Origin of the sequence: Cellulomonas sp. Root485 (assembly GCF_001426705.1) — a bacterium.
Classification (GTDB): Bacteria; Actinomycetota; Actinomycetes; order Actinomycetales; family Cellulomonadaceae; genus Cellulomonas.
Window position 1 is genome coordinate 130,402 of the sequence record NZ_LMFC01000005.1, and the last position, 17,767, is coordinate 148,168.

A 17,767-nucleotide genomic window follows, 5' to 3' on the forward strand; every position below is an offset into this window, starting at 1 on the left:
GAACCGCCCACGGCCGTCCCGTACCGCCGCTAGGGTCGGCAGGGCGCGACCGGCACCGCGGCCCGTCGCCGGACGACGGGAGTCACACCGTGCCGCACCGGACCGCCGTCGTGAGCGCTCTGGCCGTCGTGACGCTCGCCGCGGGCTGCGCCCAGGCCGCCGCGGAGGCGGTGCCACCAGCCGTCCCCCCGGTCGAGCGACCCGCACCCGGACCGCTCTGGGCCTACCTCGACCAGGTCGACGCACGGCTCGCGACGCAGGTGAACGAGGACCGGACGCGTGCGTGCGTGGCCGACGCGGGGTTCATGTACTGGCCCGACGACCCGAACCACGAGCTCACGCAGGACACCCTGCCGTTCGCCCGCGCGTGGGGGTACGGCGGCCTGAGCATCTCCACGGCGAGCACGGCGGAGCTCAACGCCGCGTTCGTCCGCACCCTGTCCGAAGCGGACCGCGAGAGGTACGACACGGCACTCGACGCGTGTGCGACGGCCGAGGTCGAGGAGCCCGCGGAGAGCTGGCGGGACGACCCGGACTTCGCCGACCTGTACGCCGAGCTCGACAGCTGGGTGCTGGCGACGGTCGGCGACCCCCGCGTGCACGTGGCCGACGCCGCGTGGTCCGCGTGCATGGGCGACGCCGGCTACGACGTCGGGTCGCCGGACGAGGCCGAGGAGCAGGCGGCGGCCGCAACCCGGGGCGGGACCCTGACCACGGACGAGGTCCAGCAGGCGGAGATCGCCCTGGCGGTCGCCGACCTCACGTGCCGTGCCTCGACGGGGTACCAGGACACCACCCGGACCGCGTGGCACGCCGTGCAGCAGGAGTTCGTCGAGGGGCACCGCGACCAGCTGGAGGCACTGGTCGCACAGCACGGTCTCTGAGCCGCGAAGCCGGACCTGCCGGTGTGGGAGGCACGTGCCACGGTGGTTCCATGTCCGTGAGCCGAACACAGGTGCTGCGCTACCGCGTGCACGCCCAGCAGCTCGACCGGTCGCCGAGGAAGGACCGTCGCCCCGACGACGCCGCCCTCCTCGACCTCGGCGTCCAGGACACCGGACCGGACGGTGCGCTCTGGGCGCTCGCCCTGCGCGGTGTCCCCGTGACCGCGCACCACTGGCCTTCTGAGCTCGCGCTCGCGTGGACCCTGCGCGCCTCGCCCCACGCCTACCGCCGCGCCGACCTGCCCGCCGTCGAGAAGGCGCTGCGCCCCTGGTCCGAGGCGGATGCCGCCAAACGCGTCATCAACGCCTCGGCACCTCTGGCGAGCGCCGGCATCCCCGTGCTCGACGCGCTCGCGACCGTGTCCCGGACGATGCGCGAGGTCGTCGACGAGCCGATGGTCAAGGGGACCCTCTCCACCCGGATGACCGCGGAGCTGCCCGAGCCGTATCTGCGCTGGTGCGCGGCCTGCCACGCCACCCACATGTACGAGATGCCGTTCCGGCTCGCCGCGCTGCACGCGGGCCTCGAGCTGGAGCCGTACACGTCCCCGCCCGTCGTGCGCCGGATCCCGCGCTGGCCCGCGAGCCAGGTCGGGAACGTCGAGCGAGCGGACGACAGCGACGACGGACCGTGGGACGTGCTGCGCGGCCTCCTGCACCTGCTCGGGCCGGTCACGCCGAAGCAGGCCGCGGTGTTCCTCGACTCGACCGTCCGGGACGTGAAGGCCCGGTGGCCGCAAGACGCCGTCGAGGTCGACCGGGACGGTGCGAGCATCCTCGACGCCGACCTGGCCGCGCTCCAGGATCCGCCGCACGAGCCGCTCGTGCGACTGCTGGGTCCGTACGACCTCTTCCTCCAGGGACGCGACCGCGACCTCCTGGTCCCCGACAAGGCCCACCACAAGCCGCTCTGGCCCACCATCGGCCGGCCCGGCGCGGTCCTCGCCGACGGGGAGATCGTCGGCACGTGGCGACCGCGGGCGAAGGGCAAGCAGCTGGCGCTCGAGCTCGACGAGTGGGTGCCCTGGTCGGGCCGCACCAGGACCGCCGTCGGGGTCGAGCACGAGCGGCTCGCGGAGTTCCGAGGCATGACGCCGGCGTGAGGCTCAGAGGTCCGTCCGACGGCCGCGCTCGAGCACGACGAGCCGGTCCCGGTGACCGTTCGCCGCGAAGCGCTCCTCGACGGCGGTGAGCGGGTCGACGAAGTGCGCCCAGTCGGTGTGGTGCACGGGGACGATGCGCGCGCCCGGCAGGAGGTCCGCTGCCGCACTCGCTCGCGCGGCGTCGAGCGTGAGGGGCTCGGCGCCGAACCGGCCGACGTTGGCGCCGCCGACGAACAGGACGGCGAGGTCGATACCGGGGACGCGTCGCGCGATCTCGTCGACCACGTCCAGCGACGCGTTGTCGCCCGACACGTAGACCGTCGGCCACCCCTCGGCCTGCAGCACGAACCCGGTCACCACCCCGCTGAGCGGCTCGGCACCCTCCGGACCGTGCCGCGCCGGGACGGCGGTCACCGTCACGGCCCCGACGGTCGCCTGCTCCCACGGGACGAGGCCCTGCACGCCCGGGACCCGGGCGGCCGCGTCCGGCGTCGACAGGACGGACGCCACCGACGCCAGGAGGGTCCGGCCGGCATGGTCCAGGTTGTCCGCGTGCTGGTCGTGCGAGAGCAGCACGACGTCGACCGGGCCGAGCTCCGCAGGCGACACGGCCGGCCCGACGAGCTTGCGCAGCGTCGTGCCGGTGCCGGGGTACTCCCCCGGCGGGTCGAACGTCGGGTCGGTCAGGAACGACCGGGCCGCGTAGGTCAGGTGCAGGGTGGGTCCGCCGACGTAGGTCGCGGTGATCGAGGTCATGCGACCAGCCTCGGGGTGCCGGTGGGGAACGACCAGTGGCCCGCAGGACGCCGGTCGCTAGGATCGGGCCATGCACGAGGTTGCCGTCGTCGCGTTCCCGGGGATCAGCCCGTTCCACCTGTCCGTGCCGTCCACGGTCTTCGCGGCACGCTCCCGCAGCGCACCGACCCCCCGCTACCGGGTGACCGTCTGCACCGAGGAGCCCGGGGCGCTGGCCACGGACGCCGGCTACGACCTGCTCGTCGCGCGCGGTCTGGACACCCTCGCGGAGGCCCAGACCGTCGTGATCCCCAGCTGGCGGATCGACCGCGACCCGTCCGACGCGCTGCTCGCCGCGGTCCGCGGCGCCCACGACCGCGGGGCCCGCGTGGTCGGTCTCTGCCTGGGGTCGTTCGTCGTCGCGGCGGCCGGGCTCGTCGACGGCCGCGAGGTGGCCACCCACTGGTCCGCGGCACCCGAGCTCGCCCGCCGGCACCCGTCGGCGGCCGTGCGGTCCGACGTGCTGTGGTGCGACCTCGGCGACGTGGTCACCTCCGCCGGGGTCGCGGCCGCGCTCGACTGCTGCCTGCACGTCGTGCGCACCGACCACGGCGCCGCGTTCGCCGCCGACGTGGCGCGAGCCCTCGTGCTGGCACCCCACCGGGACGGGAGCCAGGCGCAGTACATCCCCGCGCCGATGTCCCCCACCCCCTCGGCGGACCCGGTCGAGGTCGCGATGGGCTGGGCGACCGCGCGGCTCGACGCGCCGCTGGACCTGGACACCTGGGCGCAGAGCGTGCACCTGTCGCGGCGGACGTTCACGCGCCAGTTCCGCGCACGGACCGGCGCGAGCCCGTCGCAGTGGCTCCTGCTGCAGCGCCTGGTGCGCGCCCGCGTGCTGCTGGAGTCGACCGACGCGCCCGTCGAGCACGTCGCTGCGGCCGCAGGCTTCGGCTCGTCGGCGGCGCTGCGGCAGCACTTCGCACGCGCGTTCCGCACCAGCCCCCGCCAGCACCGGGCGGCGTTCCGCACGTCCCCCTAAATCATGTCGGTGGTCGGTCCTACGGTGGCGTCATGCGTTCCCGTTCTCTCTCGATGCCCTCGTGAGCCGCCGCGGTTGGATCCTCCTGGTCGCCGTCGGAGTCATCTGGGGCGTCCCGTACCTGCTGATCAAGATCGCCGTCACCGACGTCACGCCGGTCATGGTCGTGTTCGTGCGGACCGCGCTCGGCGCCCTGCTGCTCCTGCCCTTCGCGCTGCGCGGCGGTGGCCTGCGGGTGCTGCGCGGCCACTGGCCGGCGGTGCTCGGGTTCGCGGTGCTCGAGATCGTGCTGCCGTGGATCCTGCTGTCGAACGCCGAACGCACGCTGTCCAGCTCGACCACCGGACTGCTCGTCGCGACCGTGCCGATCGCCGCGGTGATCCTCGGCCGGCTGGTGGGCGACCGCCGTCCCGTGGCACTCGTGCGCTGGGTCGGCCTGCTCGTGGGCCTCGGCGGCGTGGCGCTGCTCCTCGGCCCGGGGGCAGCAGGTGGGGACCCGTGGGCCGTCGCCCAGGTGCTCCTCGCGGCCCTCGGGTACGCGGCCGCCCCGATCATCGCGGACCGTGCGCTGCGTGACGTGCCCGCCATCCCGCTGACGGCCACCTGCCTGGGCATCACCGCGCTCGCCTACGCGCCGGTCGTGCTCGTGACCGGTCCCCACGAGTGGCCACCCGTGGACGCGGTCCTGGCCCTCGTCGGCCTCGGCGCGCTCTGCACCGCGCTGGCGTTCGTGCTGTTCTTCCGGCTGATCGTCGAGGTCGGCGCCGCCCGCTCCACCCTCGTCGCCTACCTCAACCCCGTCGTGGCCGTGGCGCTCGGTGCCCTGGTCCTCGACGAGGCGATCACGATCACCGTGCTCGCGGCGACGGCCCTCATCCTCGTCGGCTCGGCAGCAGCCTCGAGGCGACCGCGCTCCGTGGCACCGACCGCCGACGACGTCGCGACGGCCGACGAGGTCAGGGTCACCCCGACCTGACGAACGACGGCCCCGCCCTGCGTGGCAGAACGGGGCCGAACGGTCCGGGCGTATCAGGCCTCGACGACCACCGGGATGATCATCGGCCGGCGGCGCAGGCGGTTGGACACCCAGCGCCCGACGACGCGACGCATGACCTGCTGGAGGACGTGCGCGTCGGAGTTGCCGTTGCGGGCCGACTCCTCCAGCGCCGCGGTGAGCTCCGGGAGGATGTCGTCGAACACCGCGTCCTGCTCGGCGAACCCGCGGGCGTGGATCTGCGGGCCGGCGAGCACCTTGCCGTCGGCGGAGCTGACCACCGCGAAGATCGAGATGAAGCCCTCGTCGCCGAGGATCCGGCGGTCCTTGAGCTCGACCTCGGTGATCTCCCCGACGCTGGACCCGTCGACGTACACGTATCCGCAGGGCACGGCACCGACGATCCGCGCGCGGCCGTCGATCAGGTCGACCACCACACCGTCCTCGGCGAGCACCACCCGGTCGGCCGGGATGCCGGTCTGCACCGCGAGCGCCGCGTTGGCCACGAGGTGCCGGATCTCGCCGTGCACGGGCATGACGTTGCGCGGCTTGAGGATGTTGTAGCAGTACAGGAGCTCGCCGGCGCTGGCGTGCCCGGAGACGTGCACCTTGGCGTTGCCGGAGTGCACGACGCGCGCGCCGAGCCGGGTCAGGCCGTTAATCACGCGGAAGACGGCGTTCTCGTTCCCGGGGATCAGCGACGACGCCATGATCACGGTGTCGCCGGGGCCGACCGAGACCTTGTGGTCGTTGTTGGCGATCCGGGACAGGGCGGCCATCGGCTCACCCTGGGAGCCGGTGCACATGAGCACGATCTCGTCGTCGCGCAGGGTGTCGACCTGCTTGAGGTCGATCAGCACGCCCTCGGGCACCTTGAGGTACCCCAGGTCGGCGGCGATGCCCATGTTGCGGACCATCGACCGGCCGACGAGCGCGACGCGGCGCTGGTGCGTGTAGGCCGCGTCGAGCACCTGCTGGACGCGGTGCACGTGGGACGCGAACGACGCGACGATGATCCGCTTGGTGGAGTCCGCGAAGACCTGGTCCAGGACCGGGCCGATCCCCCGCTCCTGCGCCACGAACCCGGGCACCTCGGCGTTGGTCGAGTCGACCATGAACAGGTCGACGCCACGCTCACCGAGCCGGGCGAACGCGCGCAGGTCGGTGATCCGGCCGTCGAGCGGCAGCTGGTCCATCTTGAAGTCGCCGGTGTGCAGCACGGTGCCGGCGGCGGTGTGCACGGCCACGGCGAGCGCGTCGGGGATGGAGTGGTTCACGGCGACGAACTCGCACTCGAACCCGCCGAACCTCGCGGTCTGCCCCTCGCGCACCTCGCGCGTGACGGGCTGGATGCGGTGCTCCTTGAGCTTCGCCTCGATGAACGCGAGCGTCAGCCTGGAGCCGACCAGAGGGATGTTCTTGCGCAGGCGCAGCAGGTACGGGACGGCACCGATGTGGTCCTCGTGCCCGTGCGTGAGGATGATCGCCTCGATGTCGTCGAGCCGGTCCTTGATGTACTCGAAGTCGGGGAGGATCAGGTCGACGCCGGGCTGGTGGTCCTCGGGGAACAGGACGCCGCAGTCGATGACGAGCAGACGTCCGGCGTGCTCGAGGACGGCCATGTTGCGGCCGACCTCGCCGAGCCCACCCAGTGCGACGACGCGCAGGGCGCCGTCCGGCAGTGCCGGCGGCAGGGTGAGCTCGGGATGCGGGTGACTCATGTGACTCCTGGTGGGATCAGCGCACGACGACGTCGAGCAGCCCGGCGGCCCGCAGGCCGTCGCGGATCAGCGCGAGCTCGTCGTCGGTCGCGGGGACGAGCGGGAGGCGCACCGAGCGCTCGGGCAGGATGCCCAGCACCTGGAGCGCGGCCTTCGCGGCGACGGCCTGGAAGCCGGCACCGTTGAGTGCGTCGATCGCGGGAATGATCGATCGGAAGGTCTGGAGGGCCGCCGTGTGGTCGCCGGCGTCGAACGCGGCGACGATCTCGGCGAGCTGGCGGCCCACGACGTGGCCCGAGACGCTGACGATGCCCACGGCACCGTGCGCCAGCAGGCTCAGCAGGGCGCTGTCGTCGCCGGAGTACCAGGCCAGGCCGGTCTCGGCGATCGCCTTGGCCGCGGCGTACGTGTCGCCGCCGGCGTCCTTCATGGCGATGACCCGGTCGTGGGCCGCGAGCGCGGCGATGGTCGCCGGTGCGAAGCGGACGGCCGTGCGGCCGGGGACGTCGTAGAGCATCACGGGCAGGTCCGTAGCGTCGGCGACGGCCTCGACGTGCCGGCGGACGCCGTCCTGCGACGGGCGCGAGTAGTACGGGCTGACGACGAGCAGGCCGTGCGCACCGGCCTCGGCCGCCTGCTCCGCCATGCGGACGGCGTGCGCGGTGTCGTTCGATCCGGCACCGGCGATGACGGATGCACGGTCGCCGACGGCCTCGACGACGGCCCGGACCAGCTCCGCCTTCTCGGGTGCGTGCGTCGTCGACGCCTCGCCCGTCGTGCCGTTGAGCACGAGCCCGTCGTTGCCGTGGTCCACGAGGTGCTTCGCCAGCTGCACGGCCCCGGCGAGGTCGACCGCGCCGTCCGCCGTCATCGGCGTGACCATCGCGGTGAGCACGGACCCGAACGGGCGGGTGGGCGTGGAGGTGCGCGGCATGGGGCCACGGTACCGCCCCCGGCCGGGGCGCCGTCCTGCGGTTTCGCCTTTCAGGCGCGCAGGTACGACTCGAACCGGAACCGCGTGCCGCCGGCCGACGAGACGTGCCAGCCGTGGTCGGGATCGACGTTCGCACGCCGCCAGGTGCCGCGGTCGAGGGCCGGGGCACGCGTGTCGCCGCCGACGTCGAGCGACACGACCGTGAGCTCGACGCGTTGTGCGAGCGGGAGGAACGTCCGGTAGACCTCTCCCCCACCGATCACCCAGGCGTCGCGGTCCCCGACCCGTCGGAGGGCCTCGTCGACCCCGTGCACGACGAGCGCGCCCGCGGCCTCGAACCCGGGCGTCCGGGTGAGCACGATGTTGTCGCGGCCGGGCAGCGGACGGAACCGCGCGGGCAGCGACGACCACGTGGCGCGGCCCATGATCACGGGGTGCCCGCGCGTGAGGTCGCGGAAGTGGGCCATGTCCTCCGGGATGTGCCACGGCAGCGTGCCGTCGCGCCCGATGATCCCGGTGGGGGTCTGGGCCCAGACGAGCGCCAGGCTCACACCGCCACCGGGGCCTTGATGGCCGGGTGGTACTGGTAGTCCACGACCTGGACGTCGTCGAACGTGTAGTCGAACAACGAGTCGGCCTTGCGCAGCTCGAGCGTCGGCGCCGGGTACGGCGTCCGGCTCAGCTGCTCGCGGACCTGGTCGACGTGGTTGTCGTAGATGTGGCAGTCGCCGCCGGTCCACACGAAGTCGCCCACCTCGAGGCCCACCTGCTGGGCGACCATGTGGGTCAGCAGCGCGTACGAGGCGATGTTGAACGGCACTCCGAGGAACAGGTCGGCGGAGCGCTGGTAGAGCTGGCAGGAGAGCTTGCCGTCGGCGACGTAGAACTGGAAGAACGCGTGGCACGGCGCGAGCGCCATCGAGGGGATGTCGGCCACGTTCCACGCGGACACGATGTGCCGGCGCGAGTCGGGGTCCCGGCGCAGGTTGGCCAGCAGCTCGGTGATCTGGTCGATGTGGCCGCCGTCGGGCGTCGGCCAGCTGCGCCACTGCACGCCGTACACCGGGCCCAGCTCGCCGTCCGGACCGGCCCACTCGTCCCAGATGGTCACGTTGTTCTCGTGCAGGTACGCGACGTTCGACTCGCCCCGCAGGAACCACAGCAGCTCGTGCACGATCGAGCGCAGGTGCACGCGCTTGGTGGTGACCAGCGGGAACCCCGCCGACAGGTCGAAGCGCATCTGGTGGCCGAACACGCTGCGTGTTCCCGTCCCCGTGCGGTCCGCCTTCGGGGTGCCGGTCTCGAGCACGAGCCGCAGGAGGTCCTCGTACGGGGAGGCAGTCTCGGTCATGCGCGCCATCGTAGGTCGCCGCCGGCGGCGGGTCCGCGCGCCGACGCGCCGCGAACGACATACTGGCGGGTATGACGCCGCCGTCCCTGCCGCCCACCGTCGCCGCCCACGTCCCCACGGGGGTCCTGATCGACGGGGCGTGGCGCCCCGCGAGCACCGGGCGGACGTTCGAGGTCGCCGACCCCGCCACCACCGAGACGCTCTTCGACGTGGCCGACGGCGGCGAGCAGGACGCGCTCGCCGCACTGACAGCCGCCGACGGTGCGTTCCCGGAGTGGCGGGCGACCGCGCCGCGCGTGCGCGCCGAGCTGCTGCGGGCGGTGTTCGAGACGCTGACCGCGCGCACGGAGGACATCGCCGCGCTGGTGACGGCCGAGGGTGGCAAGCCGCTGGCCGAGTCCCGCGCCGAGGTGGCCTACGGCGCGGACTACGTCCGGTGGTACTCCGAGCAGGCCGTCCGCTTCGACGGGCTGGCCCGCCGCGCGCCGTCGGGCGCCAACCACCAGCTCGTCCTGCGCCGGCCCGTCGGTCCCGCGCTGCTCATCACGCCGTGGAACTTCCCGATCGCGATGATCGCCCGCAAGGTCGCCCCCGCGCTGGCCGCCGGGTGCACCGTCGTCATCAAGCCCGCCCAGCTGACCCCGCTCACCACGGCCTACGTCGCCGAGATCATCCGTGAGGAGCTCGAGGGACGCGGCCTGCCGACGGGCGTCATCAACGTCGTGCCGTCGGCGTCGGCGCGCACCATCTCGGGTCCCTTGCTGGCCGACCCGCGGCTGCGCAAGCTGTCGTTCACCGGTTCGACCGAGGTGGGCGCCGCCCTGCTCAAGGCGTCGGCGGACAACATCCTGCGCACCTCGATGGAGCTGGGCGGCAACGCGCCGTTCCTCGTGTTCGAGGACGCCGACATCCCCGCCGCCGTGCAGGGCGCCGTCCAGGCCAAGATGCGCAACGCGGGCCAGACCTGCGTCGCCGCCAACCGGTTCCTGGTGCACGCGTCCGTTGCCGAGGAGTTCACCGCGGGCCTCACCGAGGCGTTCGACAAGCTCGTGATCGGGCACGGCGCCGACGAGGGCACCACCGTCGGCCCGCTCATCGAGTCCTCGGCCGTCGACCGCGTCGAGGAGGTCGTCGCGGAGGCGGTCGACGCCGGCGCGCGCGTCCGCATCGGCGGCGACCGGCCCGACCGGCCCGGCTACTTCTACGCGCCGACGGTCCTCGACCGCGTCTCCGCCGACCTGCGCGTGATCACCGAGGAGACGTTCGGCCCGGTCGCCCCCGTGGTGACGTTCGGCTCCGAGGACGAGGGGGTCGCCCTGGCGAACTCGACGCCGTTCGGGCTCGTGGCCTACGCGTACACGCGGGACATCGCCCGGGTGATGCGCCTGGCGGAGTCGGTGGAGACCGGGATGCTCGGGGTGAACCGCGGGCTGGTGTCCGACGCGAGCGCACCGTTCGGCGGCGTGAAGTCCTCGGGCCTGGGGCGCGAGGGCGGCGAGGCCGGCATCGAGGAGTATCTCGACAGCGTGTACGTGGCGATCTGACGCGAGGCGCCTGTGTCACAGTTGCCCGCGTGACGCAGGACGCCGAAGGACGGGCCGCCATCCGGCAGGCCGTCTCGGTCTCCCTGGCCACCGGCCTGTACGGCGTGTCGTTCGGCGCGCTCGCCGTCGCAGCGGGACTGACCGTCCCGCAGGCCATGGCGCTCAGCCTCCTGATGTTCTCGGGCGGCTCGCAGTTCGCGTTCATCGGGGTGGTCGGCGCGGGCGGGCTCGCCGGTGCGGCCATCGCGACCGCGGGCCTCCTCGGTGTGCGCAACGGGCTCTACGGGCCGCAGGTCGCGCCGCTCATCGACGCCCGGGGCTGGCGCCGTCCCCTGGCCGCCCAGCTGACCATCGACGAGTCCACCGCCGTCGCGACCGCGCACAAGGCACCGCACGCCGCCCAGCTCGGGTTCTGGTGGACCGGCGTCGGTGTCTTCGTGCTCTGGAACCTCTTCACGCTGGTCGGCGCCGTCGCCGGGAACCGGATGGGCGACCCGGCGAGGTACGGGCTCGACGCCGCCGCGGCCGCCGCGTTCCTCGGCCTGGTCTGGCCGCGGATCACCGGCCCGGGCTCACGTCTCGCGCAGACGGTGGCGGCCGGTGCGGCCGTCGTCGCGCTCGCGCTCACCCCGGTCGTGCCCGCGGGGATCCCGGTGCTGCTGGCCGCCGTCGTCGCGATCGTCGCGGGCCTCGTCGCGCGTGAGCCGGAACCGGCCGCATGAGCACGGTCGCCACCTGGATCGCGCTGGTCGTGGCCAGCGCCGTCGTCTTCGCGCTCAAGCTCGCCGGCCACCTGGTGCCCAAGCACTGGCTCGCCGAGCCCCGCGTCGCACGGACCGCCGCCCTGGTGACGGTCGCCCTGCTGTCGGCGCTCGTCGCGGTGCAGACCGCCACGCGCGGGAACGAGCTCGTGCTCGACGCCCGGCTGCCCGCGCTCGTCGTCGCCGCGATCGCGCTGGCCCTGCGCGCACCGTTCATCGTCGTCGTCCTGCTCGCCGCGGTGACCGCGGCCGTGCTCCGCGCCCTCGGCATGCCCTGAGGTCGTGGGCACCATCGGCGGCCGTCGGCCGTTGGGGTGTCGGAACGCCCCCGCTGGTGCTGCACACGCGCCCGGCACCATCACTTCCCGGAGGACCCCGTGGCCACTCCCGCCCAGCGCAGCTCGCTCGGTTCGTTGATCTTCTTCTCCCGCTGGCTCCAGGTCCCCCTGTACCTCGGACTGATCGTCGCCCAGGCGATCTACGTCTGGCAGTTCATGGTCGAGCTCGGCCACATCTTCTCCGAGGTCTTCTTCCACGGCGGGATGGACGAGTCCGCGATCATGCTCGCCGTGCTCGGGCTGGTCGACGTCGTGATGATCGCGAACCTCCTGATCATGGTGATCATCGGCGGCTACGAGACGTTCGTGTCCCGGATCAAGCTCGACGACCACCCCGACCAGCCGGAATGGCTCTCGCACGTCAACGCGAACGTGCTCAAGACCAAGCTGGCGATGTCGATCATCGGCATCTCGTCGATCCACCTGCTCGCCAGCTTCATCCGCGCCGAGGCCATCCTCGAGGAGCCGCACGGCAACGCGGTGCTCCTGTGGCAGACCGCGATCCACCTCGCCTTCATCCTGTCCGCCGTCGCGCTGGCCTGGATCGACAAGATCTCGGCCAAGCACCCGCCGAAGGCGGCACCCGTCGCCGCCGAGGCGCGGGGGCCGGTCACGAACCCGCCGAAGGCGTCCGACGACCAGCGCGAGACGGTTAGCGTTCTCTAGTGCCTCTGTTCAGCGAGAACGCCGACGTCTCCGTCCGCCCCGCCATCCGGGGCGACGAGCACGCCATCGCCCGGATCCAGGTCGCGGCGTGGCAGGTCTCGCACGTCGACGTCCTGGGCCAGGGCGCCCTCGACCTGCTCGACGCGGCGGCGATCGAGGCGCAGTGGGCGTCGGCGGTCTCCGCCCCACCCGGCGCGGGCTACCGCGTGCTGGTCGCCTGCGACGGTCCGACCGTCGTCGGCGTGGTCTCGGTCGCCCCCGTCCCGACCTCGGAGGACCGGCCGTTCGACGCCCCGGGCGGCGCGATCCTGGCGCTCGAGGTCGAGCCCACGCACCAGCGCGTGGGCCACGGCTCGCGGCTGCTGGCCGCGGCCGTCGACACGCTCCGTGAGGACGGCGCCGACCAGGTGCACACCTGGGTGCTGGACGGGGACAACGCGCGTGCGCAGTTCCTGTCGTCCGCCGGTCTCGGCCCCGACGACGTGGTCCGCGAGCTGGTCTCGGGCCGGATGCCCGACGGGTCGACGCGCACCGTCACCGAGCACCGCTGGTCCGCCTCGATCTAGGCGCGGTGCAGCCGGCTGGCCGTCCGCAGCGACTCGCGGGCGCGCCGCCGGTCGCCCGCCGCGTCGTAGGCGAACGCGAGGTGGTACCAGGAGCGCCAGTCGTCAGGCTCCGCCTCGGCCCGCTCGCGCGCCGGCTCGAAGGCCTCCCGGGCAGCGGCGCGGTCGATCCGTCCCCCGGGCGACCGGGGCAGGTCGTCGACGGGCAGCTCGTCGGCGTCGGCGAGCTCGTCGGCCATCCGCTGCACGTCGATCGCGAGCCGCCACTCGCGGGCGACCAGCCAGATCACCAGCGGCGGCAGGACCCAGAAGGCGATCCCCAGGCCGATCCCGACGGGCTCCCCGGTGCGCAGGAGTGCGGTCGCGCGGGTGGCGACGAGCCACACGTACAGGCCGAGCAGCCCGGTGAGCGCGACGGCGGCGGCGACGGCGGTCCAGCGGCGACGGCTGGAGCGGGCGGCCACGGTCACGCCAGGTCGAGCAGCTGCTCGAGCCCCACGGTCAGCCCGGGCCGCGAGCCCACCTGACGCACGGCCAGCAGGACACCGGGCATGAAGCTGACACGGTCGAACGAGTCGTGCCGGATGGTCAGCTGCTCGCCGGCGTTGCCCAGCAGGATCTCCTCGTGCGCGACGAGCCCGCGCAGCCGTACCGAGTGCACCCGTACCCCCTCGACGTCGGCTCCGCGAGCCCCGTCGAGAGCCTGGGTGGTCGCGTCCGGGAGAGGGCCGAGAGCGGCGGCCGCGCGCGCTGCGGCGATCGCCGAGGCGGTGTGCCGGGCGGTTCCCGACGGCGCGTCGACCTTGTCGGGGTGGTGCAGCTCGATCACCTCGACGGACTCGAACCAGCGTGCCGCCCGCGCCGCGAACGCCATGGCCAGGACGGCGCCGAGCGCGAAGTTCGGGGCGACCAGGACGCCGACGCCGGGCCGGTCCGCGAGGTGGTCCCGCACGCGGGCGAGGGAGTCGTCGTCCCAGCCGGTGGTGCCGACGACCAGGTGGACACCGGCATCGACCAGGGCGTGCACGTTGCCCTCGGTGGCCGACGGGACCGTGAAGTCGACCGCCACCTGCGCACCGGCCTCGACGACCGCCGACAGGTCCGCGTCGGCGTCGACCGCCGCGACCAGCTCCAGGTCGGGCGCCTCCTGCACGGCGCGGACGACCGTCTGTCCCATGCGGCCCGCCGCACCCAGCACGGCCACCCTGATGCGCTCGCTCACGAGGAGAAACCCTAACGTCAGGCGGCGACCCCGAGCGCCGCCGCGATGCCCTCCTCCAGCCGTCGCAGCTCGACGTGGCCGAGCCCGGTGAACCGCTCCACCTCCCGCGGCGGGTAGCCGGCTCGCAGGTACCACTGCAGGACCGCGAGGGCGTCCTGGGGCCGCACGGGACCGGGACCGACGGCGTCCCGGACGAAGGCCGAGAACCGCACGGCTGCCAGGAACGCCTCCGGGGTGATCCCGAGCGTCTGGACCACCTCCCGGTGCAGGACCCCGACCGCCAGGTCCGCGTGCCGTGCCAGGTCCGACGCCCGGACCAGACCCCGCTGCTCGACGACGCTGCGCAGCACCGGCGTCAGCGCCTCCAGCGGCGACCCGACCGGCGCAGGCACCGCGTGCGCCGCCAGGGTCGCGCCGAGGAAGGCGGCCGCGTCCGCGTCCCGCCCCTGGTCCAGCGCGGTCGCGCACTCCCCCTCCACCTCGCCACCGAGCACCGCGCTGAGCGCGACGGGCTCGTGCGCGGCGGCGTGGACGCCCATCCGCGCGAGCGCCACCGGGTCGAGCTGGGCGCCGAGCCGGACCGACGGACCGTGCTGCTCCCGGACGAACGCCCGGTCGGCGAGCCCACGGACACCGCCGGCGTCAGGGGTCCGCACCTGCGTCAGGGGGTCGATGTGGACGCCTGCGGTGCCGATGGCGACGGACACGAGCCCGTGCCCGTCCGGCAGCAGCACCTCACGCTCCACGGCGCCGTCGGGCAGTCGCACCACCCAGAGGTGCTCGACGATCCCGCGTGCGCTCGGCGGCGGCGCGTAGCGACGGTAGACGACCTGATCGAGGGCCATGCCCCATCATCGCGCTCCCGCCGCCGCCGGCCACCCGCCGGGCGCAGGGTGTCTCACACGAACCTCCACAGGTGGTCGGCTGTCCCGCTGTCGTCCCACACGAGCGCCTGCGCACCCTGCGTCGTGGACATGCTGTCCACGCCCAGCACGCGGCCGGTCGCGTTCTGGAGGCGGAAGTACCCGTTGGACCCGTACCGCAGCCGCCACCGCTGGGTGGTCGCGCCCGTGTCCGTGGTGGAGACGGCCCGGCCGCCGTTGCCGGTGCCGTCGACGGCGAGCAGCTTGCCGGTGTGCTGGTTGCGCACCCGGAGCAGCCCGTCGCTGCCGAGCGTCGCCGTCCACAGGTGGTCCGCCGTGCCGGTGTCGACCCACTGCACCACGAGGGCACCGTCGGCGGTCGACATGCCCGACACGCCGAGAACGAGGCCGCTGTTGAGGTTCTGCAGGCGCCGCGCCCCCGTGGGCACGACGCGCCAGCGGTTGTCCTGGCTCCCGTCGTCGCCCGACATGACGGCCTGCGCCCCCTGCGCGGTCGAGTTCCCCTGCAGTCCCAGGACCCGCGACGTGTGCACGTTGCGGACGCGGTGCGTGCCGTCGCCCGCATCCACCAGCACCCAGCGGTGGTCCGCCGTGCCGGTGTCGCCCCACTGCAGGACGCGCGCCCCGTCCGAGGTCGACATGTTCTCGACGCCGAGGACCTTGCTGCTGTGCACGTTCCGGAGCTTGAGCGCGTCACCGTCGGCCACGAACAGCCAGTCGTGGTCGGCGGACCCGTTGTCTCCCCACTGCAGCGCCAGGCCGCCATCGGCGGTGGACATGCCCGAGACGCCGAGCACGAGGCCGCTGGCGACGTTCACCAGGCGGTACGGGCCCGACGAGCCCGTGGCCCCACCGCCCTGGCCGCCCGTGCGCCAGTAGACGGTGTAGTTGTGGCCGTGGGCGTCGTAGAACGGGCCGAGCCCGACGTTCTGCCCGTCGGCCTGCGCGGTGAACGCCAGCGAGGTGGTGCTTGTGCGGGTGACGGACGCGACGTCCAGCGCCGGCGGGCCGGACAGCGTGCGGTCGCCGTAGTTGCCGGACAGCAGGGTGGGACCATAGAAGACCGCCCCCGTGCCGGCGTTGTCGTTGGTCGGCTCCACCCGCACACTCATCGGCAGCCGGAGGGCGAGCGCGTCGCCCGCGGCCCAGGTGCGGGTGACCGACGCGTACGACCCCGGGGCGGCCGCGACGTCCAGCGCCGCTCCGTTCAGGGTCAGCGAGGCGCCCGAGGCCCAGGCGGGGATACGCACCCGGACCGTCCAGGACCCCGACGGGCTCCCGCCGATCGTCAGGGTCGTCGTGTCCCCGACGGGGTACGACGTGGCCTGGGTGACCGTCACGTTGCGGGCGGCCCACGTCAGGGTGGACGGCATGAACAGGTTGACCGTCAGCGTGGTGCCCTCGGAGAAGTAGATCGAGTCCATGAGCTTGGTGTTGGTCTCGATCCCGGTGCCCTGGCAGCACCAGAACGTCGTGTAGGGCGTGGAGAACGTGCCGCCGCCCCAGGCCGGGCCCGAGGAAGGCGTGCCGCGCCGGCCGCCGGGACGCAGCGGCGTGAAGTAGGAGAACCCGCCCATCGAGTCGGACGGGTTCTGCGCGCCGAGCAGGTGGTTGAGCAGCGCCCGCTCGTAGTAGTCGAAGTAGCCCGCGTTGTCGGGGTCGAGCGTCCACAGCTCGCGCGTGAGCTTGAGCATGTTGTAGGTGTTGCACTGCTCGGCCGTGTCGTTGTCCAGGTACGTCGAGATCGCGTTCGGGGGACGGAAGTGCTCGGCCTCGCTGTTGCCGCCGATCGCGTACGTGTGCGCGGCCACCGTGATGGCCCAGGCGTTGCGGGCGATGTCCCGGTACCGCGTCGCGCCCGTGGACTTGTACTCGCGCGCGGCACCGACCCACTTGGGCACCTGCGTGTTGGCGTGCAGGCCGTTCAGCTGGTCACGGTTGGAGGCGAGCGGGTCGAACACCGACGCGTGGTCGAAGCGCTGCGCCACGGTGAGCCAGCGCTGGTCGTTGGTCATGAGGTAGAGGTCGGCGAAGACCGCGTTCATGCCGCCGAACTCGACCCGCAGGGCGACCTGCATCTGCGACTGCGACAGCCGGCCGGTGCGAGCGTCCACCCAGCCCGCGAACCGCAGCAGGACGTCGCGCGCCTGCGTGCTGCCCAGCAGCCGCCAGACGTCCAGCAGGCCGGCGAGCGTCTTGTGGATCGCGTAGTACGAGACGTTGCCGGACCCGGTCTCGACGGCGTTGAAGTCGGACTCGGGGAAGCCGGACAGGTACCCCGTCGTGAACCCGGCGGCGCCGTTGTTCGCCTGGCACTTGGCGAGCTCCGCCACCATCGTCGTGGCCTTGTCACGGCACGTCGTGTCGCCCAGGACCGCCCACGCCTGCGCCCAGGCCGTGAGGAAGTGGCCCTGGCTGTGGGTGCGGAACGGGAAGTTCGGAGCCTCCCATCCACCGAGCGCCTGGGCGCCCTGCGTCGAGAGCCGATGGTTCGCGCGGAAGTTGTACAGCAGACGGTTGACGTCGACGCTGCGCAGGTAGGCGAGCGTCCGGTCCTGGTTCTGCGTCCACCGGCTCGTCGCCAGGCGCACCTGGCCGAGCTCGAAGGGTCTGGCGCGGGTGCCGATCTCCGCTCGGGCCTGGGCCAGCTCGGCGGCGTACGACCGGGCGATCGGCCCCAGCTGCGGGCCGGCTGCGGCGGCGAGGCCGGCCACGCCCGCCAGCTGCAGGAGCCGGCGGCGGGAGAGCGACGTGCTCGGTCGGGGGGACTCGGGTCGTCCGGGCTCCTGGTTCATGCCGAACCTCTCCGTTGAGGTGATGTTAGCGCTCACAATTGGTACCGGAGCGACGCTAGGCGCTCTGCCGTCGTGAGTACACGGCAGCGACGAACCGAAACGCTTCGGATCCTCGAACGGGGGCATGGCACCCGGTCGTCACCGCCGAGCGGGCGCTGACGTGTTCCTGC

The 17,767-nt window shown here is 73.2% G+C and carries 18 protein-coding genes; 9 read left to right on the plus strand and 9 right to left on the minus strand.

Going from position 1 to position 17,767, the window contains the following annotated elements:
* Positions 1–110 precede the first annotated feature (110 nt).
* Positions 111–884: a hypothetical protein gene (locus tag ASD16_RS20030; RefSeq protein WP_162250324.1), complete on the plus strand. Its 774-nt coding sequence runs from the start codon at positions 111–113 to the stop codon at positions 882–884.
* A gap of 50 nt (positions 885–934) precedes the next feature.
* A complete protein-coding gene (locus tag ASD16_RS20035; protein WP_055922108.1) occupies positions 935–2,047 on the plus strand; it encodes a winged helix DNA-binding domain-containing protein in 1,113 nt (370 codons plus the stop codon).
* A 3-nt stretch (positions 2,048–2,050) separates the two neighbouring features.
* On the opposite strand, the gene ASD16_RS20040 is transcribed toward ASD16_RS20035, so the two are convergent.
* Complete coding sequence (locus ASD16_RS20040) at positions 2,051–2,803, minus strand: MBL fold metallo-hydrolase (protein ID WP_055922110.1); 753 nt, start codon at positions 2,801–2,803, stop codon at positions 2,051–2,053.
* Between the two features lie 70 nt (positions 2,804–2,873).
* Between ASD16_RS20040 and ASD16_RS20045 the strand changes: the two genes are divergently transcribed.
* Together ASD16_RS20045 and ASD16_RS20050 are read left to right on the plus strand one after the other, a co-directional pair.
* Positions 2,874–3,824, plus strand: a complete 951-nt coding sequence (locus tag ASD16_RS20045; RefSeq protein ID WP_055922113.1) for a GlxA family transcriptional regulator — start codon at positions 2,874–2,876, stop codon at positions 3,822–3,824.
* A 61-nt stretch (positions 3,825–3,885) separates the two neighbouring features.
* Complete coding sequence (locus ASD16_RS20050; RefSeq protein ID WP_055922116.1) at positions 3,886–4,800, plus strand: DMT family transporter; 915 nt, start codon at positions 3,886–3,888, stop codon at positions 4,798–4,800.
* Between the two features lie 53 nt (positions 4,801–4,853).
* Here ASD16_RS20050 and ASD16_RS20055 read toward each other — a convergent pair whose 3' ends face one another.
* From ASD16_RS20055 to ASD16_RS20070, 4 genes are read right to left on the minus strand one after another with little or no spacing between them, the layout of a single operon-like run.
* Positions 4,854–6,539, minus strand: a complete 1,686-nt coding sequence (locus ASD16_RS20055) for a ribonuclease J (RefSeq protein WP_055922119.1) — start codon at positions 6,537–6,539, stop codon at positions 4,854–4,856.
* Between the two features lie 16 nt (positions 6,540–6,555).
* A complete protein-coding gene (gene dapA, locus ASD16_RS20060) occupies positions 6,556–7,473 on the minus strand; it encodes a 4-hydroxy-tetrahydrodipicolinate synthase (RefSeq protein ID WP_055922122.1) in 918 nt (305 codons plus the stop codon).
* Between the two features lie 50 nt (positions 7,474–7,523).
* Positions 7,524–8,024, minus strand: coding sequence for a dihydrofolate reductase (locus ASD16_RS20065; protein ID WP_055922124.1), 501 nt, complete (start codon positions 8,022–8,024; stop codon positions 7,524–7,526).
* Entirely contained in the window at positions 8,021–8,824 is an 804-nt protein-coding gene (locus ASD16_RS20070; RefSeq protein WP_055922519.1) for a thymidylate synthase, read from the minus strand. The genes ASD16_RS20065 and ASD16_RS20070 overlap by 4 nt, the downstream gene beginning before the upstream one ends.
* A 71-nt stretch (positions 8,825–8,895) precedes the next feature.
* On the opposite strand from ASD16_RS20070, the gene ASD16_RS20075 reads away from it, so the two are divergent.
* From ASD16_RS20075 to ASD16_RS20095, 5 genes are all read left to right on the plus strand, one after another.
* Complete coding sequence (locus ASD16_RS20075) at positions 8,896–10,368, plus strand: NAD-dependent succinate-semialdehyde dehydrogenase (RefSeq protein ID WP_055922127.1); 1,473 nt, start codon at positions 8,896–8,898, stop codon at positions 10,366–10,368.
* Between the two features lie 29 nt (positions 10,369–10,397).
* The gene (locus tag ASD16_RS20080; RefSeq protein ID WP_055922129.1) at positions 10,398–11,090 is read left to right on the plus strand and encodes an AzlC family ABC transporter permease; all 693 of its coding nucleotides are present in this window, start codon (positions 10,398–10,400) and stop codon (positions 11,088–11,090) included.
* Entirely contained in the window at positions 11,087–11,407 is a 321-nt protein-coding gene (locus tag ASD16_RS20085; protein ID WP_055922133.1) for an AzlD domain-containing protein, read from the plus strand. The genes ASD16_RS20080 and ASD16_RS20085 overlap by 4 nt, the downstream gene beginning before the upstream one ends.
* Before the next feature lie 99 nt (positions 11,408–11,506).
* On the plus strand, positions 11,507–12,133 hold the full coding sequence (locus ASD16_RS20090; RefSeq protein WP_082571025.1) for a TIGR00645 family protein: 627 nt from the start codon (positions 11,507–11,509) through the stop codon (positions 12,131–12,133).
* A complete protein-coding gene (locus ASD16_RS20095) occupies positions 12,133–12,699 on the plus strand; it encodes a GNAT family N-acetyltransferase (RefSeq protein ID WP_055922136.1) in 567 nt (188 codons plus the stop codon). Before ASD16_RS20090 ends, ASD16_RS20095 begins: the two co-directional genes overlap by 1 nt.
* On the opposite strand, the gene ASD16_RS20100 is transcribed toward ASD16_RS20095, so the two are convergent.
* From ASD16_RS20100 to ASD16_RS20115, 4 genes are read right to left on the minus strand one after another with little or no spacing between them, the layout of a single operon-like run.
* Positions 12,696–13,160: a hypothetical protein gene (locus tag ASD16_RS20100; protein ID WP_055922522.1), complete on the minus strand. Its 465-nt coding sequence runs from the start codon at positions 13,158–13,160 to the stop codon at positions 12,696–12,698. The genes ASD16_RS20095 and ASD16_RS20100 overlap by 4 nt on opposite strands.
* Positions 13,161–13,162: 2 nt before the next feature.
* The gene (gene dapB / locus ASD16_RS20105) at positions 13,163–13,918 is read right to left on the minus strand and encodes a 4-hydroxy-tetrahydrodipicolinate reductase (protein WP_082571026.1); all 756 of its coding nucleotides are present in this window, start codon (positions 13,916–13,918) and stop codon (positions 13,163–13,165) included.
* A gap of 17 nt (positions 13,919–13,935) precedes the next feature.
* Positions 13,936–14,763, minus strand: coding sequence for a hypothetical protein (locus ASD16_RS20110; protein ID WP_055922138.1), 828 nt, complete (start codon positions 14,761–14,763; stop codon positions 13,936–13,938).
* 53 nt (positions 14,764–14,816) lie between these two features.
* Positions 14,817–17,597 carry a beta-L-arabinofuranosidase domain-containing protein gene (locus ASD16_RS20115; protein ID WP_055922142.1) on the minus strand — a complete coding sequence of 927 codons (2,781 nt, stop codon included), beginning with the start codon at positions 17,595–17,597 and terminating at the stop codon, positions 14,817–14,819.
* Positions 17,598–17,767: the final 170 nt, after the last annotated feature.